Source organism: Planotetraspora sp. GP83 (assembly GCF_041262585.1).
Lineage (GTDB): Bacteria > Actinomycetota > Actinomycetes > Streptosporangiales > Streptosporangiaceae > JAOEGB01.
The window spans coordinates 1-13,606 of the sequence record NZ_JBGCBZ010000014.1 but is presented as its reverse complement, the minus strand read 5'-3'; the positions used below and the strand labels follow the sequence as shown (position 1 = coordinate 13,606).

At 67.7% G+C, this 13,606-nt stretch carries 8 protein-coding genes; 7 read left to right on the top strand and 1 reads right to left on the bottom strand.

Going from position 1 to position 13,606, the window contains the following annotated elements; translation table 11 throughout:
- Position 1: 1 nt before the first annotated feature.
- The 7 genes from ABH927_RS20160 to ABH927_RS20130 all read left to right on the top strand — a co-directional run bounded on the left by ABH927_RS20160 (position 2) and on the right by ABH927_RS20130 (position 12,218).
- Positions 2-847 (top strand): phosphate ABC transporter ATP-binding protein, encoded by an 846-nt coding sequence (locus ABH927_RS20160; protein WP_370023743.1) that lies wholly within the window; start codon positions 2-4, stop codon positions 845-847.
- Positions 848-874: 27 nt separating this feature from the next.
- The gene (locus ABH927_RS20155) at positions 875-2,881 is read left to right on the top strand and encodes a substrate-binding domain-containing protein (protein WP_370023741.1); all 2,007 of its coding nucleotides are present in this window, start codon (positions 875-877) and stop codon (positions 2,879-2,881) included.
- 56 nt (positions 2,882-2,937) lie between these two features.
- Entirely contained in the window at positions 2,938-5,310 is a 2,373-nt protein-coding gene (locus ABH927_RS20150; RefSeq protein WP_370023739.1) for a hypothetical protein, read from the top strand.
- A 93-nt stretch (positions 5,311-5,403) separates the two neighbouring features.
- A complete protein-coding gene (locus ABH927_RS20145) occupies positions 5,404-6,279 on the top strand; it encodes a class I SAM-dependent methyltransferase (protein WP_370023737.1) in 876 nt (291 codons plus the stop codon).
- 341 nt (positions 6,280-6,620) lie between these two features.
- Entirely contained in the window at positions 6,621-8,288 is a 1,668-nt protein-coding gene (locus tag ABH927_RS20140) for a hypothetical protein (protein ID WP_370023735.1), read from the top strand.
- A 223-nt stretch (positions 8,289-8,511) separates the two neighbouring features.
- Positions 8,512-10,386, top strand: a complete 1,875-nt coding sequence (locus ABH927_RS20135; RefSeq protein WP_370023734.1) for a hypothetical protein — start codon at positions 8,512-8,514, stop codon at positions 10,384-10,386.
- A 212-nt stretch (positions 10,387-10,598) separates the two neighbouring features.
- On the top strand, positions 10,599-12,218 hold the full coding sequence (locus ABH927_RS20130) for a DUF2079 domain-containing protein (protein WP_370023733.1): 1,620 nt from the start codon (positions 10,599-10,601) through the stop codon (positions 12,216-12,218).
- Here the strand turns inward: ABH927_RS20130 and ABH927_RS20125 are convergent.
- A complete protein-coding gene (locus tag ABH927_RS20125; protein WP_370023732.1) occupies positions 12,196-13,419 on the bottom strand; it encodes an FAD-dependent monooxygenase in 1,224 nt (407 codons plus the stop codon). The two genes, ABH927_RS20130 and ABH927_RS20125, sit on opposite strands and share 23 nt — an antisense overlap.
- Positions 13,420-13,606 lie beyond the last annotated feature (187 nt).

Genomic DNA, 13,606 nt, shown 5'->3' with positions numbered 1-13,606 from the left:
CATGACCGCGCCAGAGATCGACCACACGGCGCCCATGTCGCGGGAGGTCGCGGCCCAGGAGGCCGCGCCGGGCCCGTTGGGCGGTGTCCTCGAGGGCGTGGAGGTGAGCTGCTGGTTCGGCTCCCGCAAGGTGCTCGAAGGCGTCAACATCAAGATGGACGCGGGGGTCGTGACCGCCCTGATCGGGCCATCCGGGTGCGGCAAGTCCACCTTCCTGCGGACCCTGAACCGGATGCACGAGCTGGTGCCGATCGCGACACTCGCGGGGTCGGTGCTGCTGGACGGACACGACATCTACGGCATCGGCCTGCGCCTCACCGAGGTCCGCCGCCGCATCGGCATGGTCTTCCAGAAGCCGAACCCGTTTCCAGCGATGACGATCGCCGACAACGTGGCGGCGGGCCTGAAGCTGACGGGGGCGAAGGTGCGCGATCGCGACGAGCTCATCGAGACGAGCCTGCGCAGGGCGGGCCTGTGGAACGAGGTCCGCAACCGGCTGGACGCCCCGGCGGGCGGCCTCTCCGGTGGACAGCAGCAGCGGCTCTGCATCGCGAGGTCCCTCGCCGTCCGCCCCGACGTGCTGCTCATGGACGAGCCGTGCTCGGCCCTCGACCCCACGTCGACCAGGCGGATCGAGGAGACCATCCTCGAGCTGAAGGACCAGGTCACGATCGTCATCGTCACCCACAACATGCAGCAGGCGCAGCGCGTCTCCCAGCACTGCGCCTTCTTCCTCGCGGCCGAGAACGAGCCCGGGCGGGTCGTCGAGCAGGGCCCCACGGAGCAGATCTTCTCGGACCCCCACGACCCGCGGACGGCCGACTACGTCAACGGCCGGTTCGGCTGAGCCGCCGGCGAACGCAGGAGCACGGACATGCGAAATCTCCGCCGAGGCACCCATGTGATCATGGTGATGCTGATCGTCATGCTGGCGCCGCTGAGCGCTTCACCCGCGTGGGGGGCCACCGGCGTCAACGGCTCCGGGTCCACCTTCGCCTATGTCGCCATCCAGCAGTGGATGTCTGACGTCGCCCGGCTGCAGGGGCTGAGCGTCAACTTCGCGCCCAAGGGCTCGACCCAGGGGCGGCAGGAGTTCGCCAGCCGCCTGGTCGACTTCGCCTCAAGTGACGTGTCCTACAACTTTCCCGGAGGCCTGGGCGTCGAGCAGGACCCGCCCTTCAAGTTCACCTACATGCCGCTCGTCGCCGGCGGCACCGCGATCATGGTCAACCTGAAGGACAACGCCGGCAGGCCCATCACGAACCTGCAGCTCTCCGGCAACCTCCTGGTGAAGTTGTTCACGCAGAACATGTTCTCGTGCGCCAACAAGAGCACGGACCCGGAGATGTACTGGGACGACCAGGCCGTCAAGGATGAGAACCCCACCATCGCGGCCCAGTTGCCGCACGTACGGGTGCGCCCGGTCGTACGCGCCGGTGGTTCCGGCACGACGGCGGTGTTCACCGACTACCTGAACCAGATGGACCCGGCCCGGTGGAAGGCCTACATGCAGGGCGTCGCCGGCAATCCCAACGGATGCTCCACCGAGCAGTCGCCCAAGTGCACCGACAAGGTGTGCGGCCCGACCGATGTGTGGCCGAACCGGCCCGACACCGACCTCGTGGACGGCTCCGACCGCGTGGCGATCCAGGTGAAGAACGGCAACGCGAGCTGGGGCTGGATCGGCTACGCGGAGTACGCGTACGCCATCCAGCTCAACGTCCCGGTGGCGAAAATCAAGAACGCCTCGGGCAACTACACCCTGCCCACGGCCTGCAACCAGGCCATCGCGCTCACCGCCGCGGAGCGCAACGGCGACGGCACGTACAAGCTCGACAACGTGCACACGCACCCGCATCCGAGCGCCTACCCGATCTCCAGCTACAACTACATCATCGTTCCCACCGACGGCTTCGACGCCGGCAAGGGCGAGACGCTCGCCAAGTTCGTGCTGTACTCCATCACCGACGGGCAGAAGAACGTCGACCAGATCGGGTATTCGCCGCTGCCGTCGAACCTCATCCAGCAGGGTTTCGACGTGCTCGGGCAGGTGCCCGGCCATCCCGCGGTCCCCGGAAACCCCGACACGTGGGGCAAGTACTACGAGAGCCTGCAGTTGCCGGACGGCAAGAAATGCGGCGACGTGGGAGAGCAGACCGCGAACGACCCTCCTCCCGCCAACAACAACAATAACAACAACAATAACAACGGCGGAAACAACGGCGGAAACAACGGCGGAAACAACAACGGCGGAAACAACAACGATAACGCCGGAAACAACAACGGCAACCAGAATCAGAATCAAAACAACAATAACAATAACAATCAGAACAACCAGAACAACCAGAACCAGAACAACGCGCAGAACAACAACAAGAGCGGCAACGGAACCAAGAGCAACAAGGGCGGCAGCGGCAGCACTCCCTCCAAGAGTCCTGGCGCGGGCTCGAAGGCGCACGGAACGAACGGAACGACCGGAACGAACGGCACGCCGACGGCGGGCGCCAAGGCCAGTGGGGGTCCCACCACGCCCGGCTCCGCCTCCCCCGGCACCACGGCGGGCGCCACAGCCCCCGGCGTCACCGCATCCGGGACCACCGTTCCAGGCGCGACGGGCGGTGCCACCGATACGAGCGGCGTCCCGGTGACCCTGGACCAGAACGGGCAGCCCGTGCCGAGCGTGCCCGGCTCGACCGGCAACGGCCTCATCGATCCCACTCTCGCGGCGGGAGCCTCCAAAGAGCTCAACACGGTGGCGTCGTCGGCCGGAACGCCATGGAGCCTGTTCGCACTGGCGCTGATGATGCTCGCCATCGTGTTCGCGCCCATGATCGTGGGCGGCCTGCGCCGTCTCATCCGGATGAGCCAGCCCCGCGACTGAACAGCCCGGACTACTGACAAGCCCCGTCCGGCGAGTGAGAGCGAAGAAAGAGCACGATGAGGATTCGAGGACTACTCGCCGGTGTGGCGGCCTTGGCGGCCCTCGGCGTCGGCCTGCTGGTCGTGGCCGCCCAGCCCGCCGTCGCCGCTCCCGTGGGCACGATCGCGGAGCCCGCCTCGGACGGCGTCCTGTACACGCGGGCGCCGATCACGTTCCGGGGCACCTTGAGCGGCGCGGTCAAGATGATCGTGGCCATCTCCGACCGGGTGAACAACGTCTGGTGGCACGCCGACGGAAGCTGGGGCGACTACGAAGGCCAGGAGGCCACGCTCGACGGGGCGGGGTCGTGGAGCTTCACCTGGCAGAGCCCCGAGCCCGGTGACTACCTCGTCCAGGCCAAGGCAATAGCGGCGGACGGCTCCATCGACACCGCCCTGCCGTACACGCGGTTCACCGTCGTGGACCTCCCGGCGACCCCGGCGGAGCCGACGGGGGTCGTGGCGAGCCCCACCCAGGGAGCCATCGCCCGGGTGGGGACGGCGATGACGATGCGCGGCGTGGGCCAGGCGGCCAACGGAGTCATCTGGGCAGCCCTCACGATCTTCGACAGGGCCTCGGGGACCTTCTGGCACGCGGACGGCACCTGGGGGGGATTCGAGGCGCTTCCGGTGACACTGGACTCGCCCGGCGCCGCCAAGGTGAAGTGGTCCTTCGACTGGACGCCGCCGCGCGACGGGGAGTACTGGGTGGCCGTGCGGACCCGGGATGCCCAGAACGTTACCAACGTCTCGCAATCGGTGCTCCTGGTCGTGGATGCCGCGCCGCCGGTGGTCACGGCCGCCGCCGGGCAGCCCACCTACCCCGCGCAGCACCCGATCACCTGGACGGGATCCGTCACCGACAACCACGGAGTCTCCTCCGTCCGGGTGGCGATCTTCGACCGGGCCGCCAAGCTGTGGTGGCGCAACGACGGCACCTGGGGCGCCTACCAGGACCGCCCGGCGACGCTGACCGGCCCGCTCAACGGGAAGCCGTGGGCGGCGTCGGCGACCGGGCAGCTGTCCTTCACGGAGGCCGGCTGGTCGTACACCTGGACCCCGCCCGCAGTGGGGGACTACGGCCTGTCGGTGCTGTCCACCGACGTGACGGGGCTGGTCGACACCGCGCATCCCTGGGTGCCCTTCTCCGTCGTCACACCCGGTCCCGACGCGAGCGCGCCCACGGGAACGATGACCGAACCGGCCGGAGGCCAGGGCCTCACCTCGCCCGACATCCGCATGCGGGGCACCGTGACCGACGACGTGGCGGTCGCGAAGGTGCTCATCGGAGTCGAGGACCGGGACACCGGCAAGTGGTGGCAGGGGGCGGCGAACTGGGGCGCCGCCAAGTGGTTCCCCGCGACGGTGACGGGAGAGACCTGGTCGTACGTCTGGCACGCTCCGGCCGCCGGCCACTACATCCTCGCCGCGAGGCTCATCGACACGGCAAGCAAGGAGATCACCCGCTGGCAGTCCTTCGACTACGACCCCAGGACGAACGACAGGTACGTCACGCTGCTCATGTCCCGGTCGCAGTGGGGCGCCACGGACCCGAGCTGCCGTCCGCTGCGCGGCGCCGTACCACTGGACGAGATGGCCCGCCTGTTCAAGGCGCAGGGGTTCACCGCCACCGGCACGGTGGTGGTCAACCGGGCGCTGGACCAGGGCCGCCAGTGCGGCCCCGAGTTCGTCGGCTACGCCAACTGGGCCGATCTGGCAGGCCTGCGCGACCAGTACGGCTGGACCTTCGTGAGCCACGGCGCGGCCTACCGAGACATGACGTCGCTGAGCCCGGACGAGCAGCGCGCGGAGTCGTGCGGATCCCTCGGCGCGCTCGCGAGCCACGGGCACACCCGGGCGTGGGGGCTGTTCGTCTACCCCAACGACAAGCTGACCACGCAGATCCAGCAGGACGTGGTCTCCACCTGCTTCGCCTTCGGCCGCAAGTACGGCACGGGCGTCAACAAGCCTCCGAACACCCCGGGCGGCGTGGCCCCGCCGTACTTCCAGAGCACCTGGAGCATCCCCGGAGGCAAGTGCGCCGATGTGTCGCTGCTTTGCGGCCGGTGGGTGCCGAGCTCGGACAATGCCAACAGCTACGTCTACATCTCCCCGGACCGGGTGGCGGACTTCCTCAAGGGGTATCCCGGCACCTGGCGATCCCTGCAGGCGTACAAGTTCATGCGCGGCAAGCGGATCGTGAACTCCGGCATGGGCGAGTCGTGGGACTGCACCGGGTCCGACTGGCGCACCCACTGGACGGGGGGCGCCGAGGCGTACTGCCTCAACGACTTCCTCACCGCGCTCGTCGCGGCCCGCGGCCAGGCGACCGTCACCGACCCCGCGACCATCGCCGAGGCCTGGGGCCGTGGCAACCCCGCCCCGCAGTGACGCCTCATGACGCCTCATGACGCCTCAGTGATGCAACGGTGATGCCACGCAGTGACGCCGGTCAGTGATCCCGGCCGACCAGACAGGATTCCGATGACCAATTCTGACGCTCCTGAACGCGCGGCGGGCCCGGGCCCCGTCACCTACGCGGCCTCGGGCCAGCCTCGGCTCGCGTGGTGGCTCGGCGGCCTGGGCATGGGCCTGGCCAACGCCGTACGGCACCGGCTGCGCGGCTACCGGACGCCGCGTCCCTTCACAACCGACGAGGTCGAGCGCAGCGTGGACTACGTCATCGGAGTGGCCGACCGGTGGGCCGAGGACGGCGATCTAGACTTCGTGGGGCGCAGGGTCCTGGAGCTCGGCCCCGGCCCCGATCTCGGCACGGGGGCGATCCTGCTGGCACGCGGGGCGAAGTCGTACGCGGCCGCCGACCTGTTCCCGCTGGCGGCGGACACCAACCCGGCGTTCTATGAGGCCCTCGGCCATCGTCTCGGCCAGCCGGTCGATCTCGGCCGGATCGGTTACCATGTCACCCGCTTTCCCGGGATGCCCGACGTCGAAGGGCCCTTCGACCTGGTGGTCAGCAACGCGGCGCTCGAACATTTCGATGACGTCCCGGCGACCTTCGCACGGCTGGCAGAGCTGGTCGTCCCCGGCGGCGTGATGTGCCACCACATCGACGGCATGATCCATATGCGCGGCATCCGGTCGCGTGATCCGCTCAACATGCTGCGCTACCCGGGATGGCTCTACCGGGCGATGAGCTTCCCCGGCATCCCGAACCGGCTCCGCGCGCACGACTTCCTTACCGCCGCGCGAGCGACGGGCTGGACCGCGCGGATCGTGCCCTGTCTCGTGGCCCCCGCTCACTACGTCGACTGGGCCCGTCGCGGCCTCGCCGCGCCGTACAGCGCTTACGACCCCGCCGACCTGGCCCTGCTCACCTTCACCCTCGTCGCGACCCGCTGAGCCCGAGGCGCGACGAAATCGGCGGTGTGGCACCTGATTGAAACCCTTTTGTCAAGGTGTCAGCGAGGGAATAGCCGATGACCTAGTGGCGCACAGATCGCCGATTCCAATGGAATTGTGAGCAGGGGCGATTGATCACCTCCGGTTGAGATCAACGATCTCAGTATTGAGCGAAATTCCAATTTCGGCCCTTCGCTCTCTGGCCGATACGCATCGTCACGGCCGGACCGCTGGTGAAACCGGTTCTGGTGGATTAATCCTGTGCGCCGGGCGCGCAGGATTAATCCTTTGTTCGCCTGATATTGCCAGGAAAGATAGATCGCCAACTTAGCGTCCGGGAAATGAGACGACTGCTCGTTCGGCTGTTATGCGTTCTCACCCTCGCTCAAGCGGCATTCATCGGCGCCACTCCCGCGGGGGCCGCTTCTTCTCTGCGCTATCTGTCGAGCTTTGGGGATTACGACAAGGTGGCTGGAACAATCGTGCTGCGGGCCAACGAGTGCCCGGCCAATGACCTTTTCCAGGTCGACACCACAACGGGCGATCCAATACATCTCCACCCCGCCTGTGTAACCGATAACGGCCGGACGCAGCTGAAGCTGACCATTGACACGACAACGCTCGTTCAGGACCACCCGTACGTGATCAATCTCTATGGCGGCACGTGGCAGCTCGCCGGTCAGGCGATGTTCACGCCGCACAACCCGCAGCCCGCCGCGCCAAAGTCGCTGAGTAAGGGGGTTTATGTAACCGGCGGCTGGGCTGACACGCCTGTCGCCGGGGCGTTCTCCTACATCGAGGACGGTGGGAAGATACCCAACTGGGTGCAGGGCATCGCCATCGAAGTCGCGTGGCGGACCCTCCAGGACTCAAGTCCGGCGGCTCTGGACACGTCACGTATCGACGAGGCGCTTGCCTACGCTAAGGGGCACGCCGCCGAAGGCCGCTCCGGACCCCTGCCGGTGATCTTCATCATCAAGCAGGGCGACGACGCCACCCCCCTCTGGTTCGTCGAAGACACCACCGACGGGTTCGGGGAGCGGGTCGTAAGCTACCTCGGCGGGCCAGACGCCTTTGGCTTCACACCTTGGGACAAGCTCGCCGGGGACATGTTCAACAACATGACCGCGCGCCTGGCGGCGAAGTTCGACCAGGACGCCAATTTCGGCGGAATATACCTCGGCGGCGCGGGGACGCCGCGATACCCGGAAATGTGGTACCCCAAGTTCACCGGTTGCAACGGTCGCTACGGCTCTGACGTCGGCGGCGGCCCGGGCGGGACGCAGCCCGACGGCATCCCCAAGGCCGGAGAGTTCACCTGGTCGACCGACTGCCCTTCGAATTCGGCGAACCCGGGCCTTCAGGCTGACGCTTGGAAGGGCACCTACGCCCTGATGACGTCACAGTTCCGAAGCACGCCGCTCATCGGGATGCTCGATGTGACCCGCGAGAACGACGCCAGCATGCAGCGCACCACCACGGCCATGAGTTCGATTCTTGAGGGCATCACCCTGCGCCCGAATGACTCCGTCGGGGTAACGAACATGCGCACGCACACGTTTGACCAGGCCGATACCAGAGATTACGCCAATGGTGACTGGCAGAAGTACAACACGATCAACGTCCTTCCTTCCACCGTGTTCCGGCTCAACGAGGTCGATCCGAGGTTCTACAACGACACGGGCAGCACGAACGCCGCCGCCTACATGCCTGCGAACCAGAGCGAGCCGGCGGGCGGCGACTACGCCAGATGGCTGCAGAACGTCGTCCAATACTGCGGAGACAACACTGCCCTTCCCGAGCCGAACGGCGCGGCACAGCCGTTCAGCGTGAAATGCGACGCCGTCCTGGTGCACCGGACCAACCTTGATGCGAACTTCTTCCCGCACCAGTGGGTGTTCGACACCTGCACCTTGCGGGAGGCGTCCGAGGCGACCTGGCACGTGGGTGGCGCGGGGTCGTGCGGCACGCCCGCGGCGGCGCAACCGCCGGTTCCGCCGATCCAGTAGGAGTTGTGGCCAGGTGGCCGGTTCGTGGGAGTGGACCCGTGACCCGGCGTCGACGGCCCGGCGGTCACCTGCCTGACATTGATCGTGACGCTAGCGACCATCCGTCAGCGAGACGGGTCGCCGCGGCACTTAGTGAGATCTCTCTCCGGCAGTCCCTCGCGCCCGCTCGTCCGCAACGTGTGCCTGCCATTGGGCACTCCGAGAAACCGCACAAGGAGTTCATGTGAAGCGCATCCGTCTCAGGCCCGCCAGAGCCTTTCAGGCGGCGGCCCTGGCCGCCGTCATGTCCATGACGCTGATTTCCCCGGGGCACGCCGCCGTGGAGACCGGCGCCGTGACCTTACCGAGCCCGCCGCTTCCGGTGGCCACCATAGCGGGTGAAGCCATCGTGGCCGGTCAACTCGATCGCGAGTACGAAGACGATCAGGTATTTCCTGTCTACCGGTTCCCCTCTGCGATCAGCGCCGACGGCAATACGATCGCTTACGGCGGCATAAGCACCCCCTCCGGTCATTCGGGTTCGACTACGTACGGCAATGCGGTGCTGAACAGGAAGACCGGGACGAAATTCTTCCTGGACTACCAGATAGTCGCCGGTCTGAGCGAGGACGGCAGCAAGGTGGTCTACTACCCCGGCTGCGCCGATTGCTACGGAGGCCTTTTCGTGAAGGACCTCACCACGGGAGCCGTCACCCGGGTGGATCAGCCGAAAATGAGCGATTACAATCCCGTCGACGCCGCCACGTTCGACGGATCCCGTACGGTCGTCTTCCGATCCGAACTTCCCCTGCTCCCGTCGGCGGGGCCCAACAACATGTACTTCCGTGACGTGGTGACCGGCGTGACCGGGCTGCTGAAGGACCCCCAGGCTCCCCAGCCCACTACTTACGACGGCGTCGGCTATGGCGGCGTCAGTTCGGCGATCAGCCCGGGGGGCAGGTTCATCGCCTTCACCTGGAAGATGGCCGACGGCAAATCCGCGGTGTCGGTCTACGATCAGGTGACCGGACAATACACCCGGGTGACCAGCACAAACCGGCCGGAGTCGGCGATCGGCGGTATCAGCAACGGCGGCAAGCTGACGTTCACCACCACTGACCAGCTGGTCCCGGAGGACACCAACACCGTGGCCGACGCCTACATCCGTGATCTGGTGAACGGAACGGTCACCTTGGCCAGCACCGACGAGAGCGGAGCGGCCACTGGTACGGACGAAAGCTCCCGGACGACCATCACCGCGGACGGCCACTACATGATCTACCGACGCCCTGGCACGAATGGTGAGCGGGTCTTCTGGAATCTCACCACGGGTGCGAAGCGGGTGCTGACCGGCATGGACGGCACGGCGACGTCCCTGGGTTGGGGCGTGCTGTCCCGCAACGGCCGCTACCTGCTGTCGGCCGTCCAGACCGAGACGGGCCGGTGGGGCATCGGTCTGCGTGACCAGGCGCAGGACTGCGCGGGTGATTTCGTCACCGGCTCCGGTTCCGGGACGCTCTATGGTTCCCCGGTGGACGACGTCCTGTACGGGTCTCCCGGCCCGGACACCATCAATGGCGGCGGCGGGAACGACGTGATCTGCGGGCTGGGCGGTGACGACGTCATCGATGGTGGTCTCGGTGACGACGCCGTCTACGGTGGCGCGGGTGACGACCGGATCGAGGGCAACGAGGGCAACGACGTGGTCGAGGGCGGTGTGGGTGCCGACAGCATGAACGGGGGCGCCGGCACCGACGCGCTGCTCTACCGCTACGCGACGGCCGGGGTGGATGTGAGCCTCAACCGGGTGACCCCCAACGGCATGCCGGGTGAGGGTGACCAGGTCTTCAACGACTTCGAGTGGATCTACGGTTCGATCCACAACGACACCCTGAGCGGCCGTGAAAACGGTGAGAAGCTGGTCGGGCTGGCCGGTGACGACCTGCTCCTCGGCATGGACGGAAACGACGAGCTCTGGGGCGGCGACGGCCATGATGTCCTCGTCGGCATGGCCGGCGACGACTACCTCAACGGTGGCCCCGGCCCGTCGGACTCGTGCGCCGGCGGCCCCGGCACGAACACCTTCGGCGACTGTAAGTTCACCTCCAACTCGCCCTGACCCCCAAGCGGCCCACACGTCTCCCAGTGGCCGTGACCGCTCGGAATCACAGCGAACCTCCGCCCGGCCTGATGTCCGCGGTCGTGCGGGGGGTCTCCATGTAGGAAGCGGGCCTGCCGGCAAGGTGCCGGAGGCCGGGTTGCCGCGAGTATGACGACAATTCATTCCCGGTTGCCCTCGGTCGGGAGCGATCCGGTGTACCGTCCTGTCGGTTGGGGATCAGCGATCACAGGGGGATCCGCGTCCGTGAGCATGCTGGGGGCAAGACAGGACGCCGCGCCAAACCGGCCAACGTGATGATGGCCGGACTCGACGGGACACGCACGCGAACCCTCGCGCCTCTGGGGTGGGGCGCGCGACCGGTCCCACCGAGGCGGTGGCCGGACCAGCATCTCGTCTCCGTCACGGCGATCACGGTGGCGGCGATCGGCATCTACGCGCTGCTCGGGCTCGTCCGCTTCGACCTCTACCGGGCGACCAGCTACGATCTCACGATCTTCGACCAGGCGGTCCGGGGCTTCGCCGCCTTCGGTGCGCCGACCAGCCCGCTGCGGGGAATGGACCTCGGGCAGGGCCCGGAGTTCAACCAGCTCGGTGACCACTTGTCGCCCCTCCTCGCGGTGCTCGCCCCGCTCTACTGGCTCCACAACGGTCCGGAGACGCTGATCGTGGCCCAGGCGGTGCTGTTCGCGCTCGCCATCCCGCCGATCTGGCTGTACACGCGGCGGGTGCTCGGCACCGCACCGGCCTATCTGGTCGCCATCGCGTACGCCGTGTCATGGCCGGTCGCGCGGGCGGTGAACTTCGACTTCCACGAGGTGGCTTTCGTCCCGGTCCTGACCGCGGTGATGATCGAACGGTTCCACGCGGGCAGGCATGGCGCGACCGCGGTCGCCGCGCTGGCGCTCCTCCTGGTCAAGGAGGACATGGGCCTGATGGTGGCCGGCTTCGGCTGCTTCGTTTTCCTGCGCGGGCGGCGCTTCGACGGGGTCATGTATGTCATGACCGGGCTCATCTACACCTTCCTCGCCCGTGAGCTGCTGATCCCGGCGCTGGGTGGCGACCCGGAGAACTTCTGGGCCTACAACGAGCTCGGGAAGAACGCCCCGGAGGTGCTGGCCACGCTGGTCACCGATCCTCTCGGCGTGCTGAAGACGCTGGTCAGTCCTCAGATGAAGATCGACACCTGGGCGTTCCTGCTCTGGCCGGCGCTGCTGACCTGCCTGTTCTCGCCGCTCACGTTGATGGCGCTGCCGCAGTTCCTGGAGCGGATGCTGTCGGACCGCCCGAACTGGTGGGCGTCGGACTTTCAGTACAGCGCCTTCACGGTGGCCGTGCTGCTCTGCGCCGGCGTCGACGGGACCGTACGGCTCACCGGGTGGATAGGGCGTCGCCGTACGAACCTGGACGCGCGGACCGGTGCCCTGGTGTGGGCGAGCGGTGTGTTCGTGGTGGCGCTCACGCTCGTCCCGCGCTTCCCGTTCGACCAGCTCATCCGCCCTGAGTTCTACGAGACTCACCCGGACGTGGCCGCGGCGGAGCAGGCGGTCAGGATGGTGCCGAGCGGGGTGGTCGTCGAGGCGGTCAACCATGTGGGCCCGCACCTGTCCGCCCGCACGACGGTGCTGCTCTGGTCGGACCGGGCCCCGGTGGCACAGTGGATCGTGGCCGACACCGCCCGCATGTCCTTCCCCTGGGCCTCCACCGACCGCATGCGCCAGCGCGTGGACGAGCTGAAGGCGATGGGCTACCAGGCCCTCTTCGACCGTGAGGGCTACGTGGTCCTCTACCGGACGGACCCGCCCCCGGTCACACCGGAGGGCGCCAGTTGAAGACCTCGTCGAACTGGCGGAACGCCACGTTGGGGCCGAGCTTTCCGGCCAGCGACATCGCGCCGTCACGGGCGAACACGGCCAGGGGACTGCTCCACAGGGTGAGCCGCCCTATCGCCCGGGACCGCCGTACGATCCGAGTCGTCCTGCCGAGCCTGGCCTCCGTGTACGCCGCCAGACCACCGGCCGCCGGCCCGGCATGGAGGGCGAGGATGACGGCGTCCTCGATGGCCTGGCAGGCGCCCTGTCCGAGGTGTGGCGTCATGGAGTGAGCCGCGTCCCCGAGCAGCGCCACCTTTCCCTTGTGAAATGCGGGGAGCGGCGTGTCCATGGAGTAGATGTCGTGGCGCAGCACCGCGCGGGGATCGGCGGCGGCGAGCAGCGCCGGGATCGGCTCATGCCAGCCCCCGAACAGCCGGACCAGCTCCGCCTTCTCGTCACCGTTGACTTGGCCCGCGGGGACCACGGCGGTGGCATAGCAGTACACCTGGTCGTCGGCCAGAGGCATCACGCCGAACACCAGGCCGCGGCCCCACGTCTCGGACGCTCGGACGGGCCCGGTCGCCGGGACGACCACGCGCCAGCTCGTCACACCCGCGTAGACCGGGTCCGGGTGATCGGGAAACAGCACTTTCCTGATCTCCGACCGGATGCCGTCCGCCGCCACGACAAGGTCCGCGTCGACCGCGCCGCCGCTCGTGGTGACCCGGCCGCTGTCGGCGTCGACCGACTCCACCCGAGAGTTGAGGCGCAGCGCGCCGGGCGAGAGCCGTACGGACAGGAGATCGACCAGCGTCGAACGCAGGAGCAGCACGGTCGGCTCGCCGTACCGCTGCTTCGCCTCCTCGGCGCTTGTCCGGGAGAGCCATCGGCCGTCGGGCCGGCGTATGCCCGCCTCGCCCTGGATCGCGGACAGCTTCCGCACGTCGTCGCCCACGCCGATCGTGTCGAGCGCCCGCAGTGCGTTGGGAGCGATGGCCAGCCCTGACCCGACGGGTTCGATGGACGCCGCCTGTTCGAAGACGGTCACCGTCCAGCCGTTCTGTTCCAGGGCGACCGCCGCTGTCAGGCCGCCGATTCCCGCCCCGATCACCACCGCGCGCGCCATGCCGCTCTCCCACCGCCCGTTGTCCGCCGCCAGTTGTCCGTTGCCCGCTACATTCTGTACTCCCGCCGCCCCGCCTCCCACCGGCGTGATCATGCACAGGTTCCCCCGCGTGCCCGCTGATCTGGTTTTCCCCGTTGGTGATCAGGCGCGAGTTCCCGTGCCAACCCCCCTGACCTGCTCAACCCCAACGCCGTTGCGTTTGGCTGTCTGCGGCTGAGTCAAGGGCCTTGAGGACGCGAACGGGACTTCTGGTAGATCAACTTGTGTCGAGCAAGGCGAT

Excerpts from the sequence above, each read along its gene's own strand:
- ABH927_RS20160 (WP_370023743.1), top strand. The coding sequence starts at position 2 with ATGACCGCGCCAGAGATCGACCACACGGCGCCCATGTCGCGGGAGGTC.
- ABH927_RS20155 (WP_370023741.1), top strand. The coding sequence starts at position 875 with ATGCGAAATCTCCGCCGAGGCACCCATGTGATCATGGTGATGCTGATC.
- ABH927_RS20150 (WP_370023739.1), top strand. The coding sequence starts at position 2,938 with ATGAGGATTCGAGGACTACTCGCCGGTGTGGCGGCCTTGGCGGCCCTC.
- ABH927_RS20145 (WP_370023737.1), top strand. The coding sequence starts at position 5,404 with ATGACCAATTCTGACGCTCCTGAACGCGCGGCGGGCCCGGGCCCCGTC.
- ABH927_RS20140 (WP_370023735.1), top strand. The coding sequence starts at position 6,621 with ATGAGACGACTGCTCGTTCGGCTGTTATGCGTTCTCACCCTCGCTCAA.
- ABH927_RS20125 (WP_370023732.1), bottom strand. The coding sequence starts at position 13,419 with ATGATCACGCCGGTGGGAGGCGGGGCGGCGGGAGTACAGAATGTAGCG.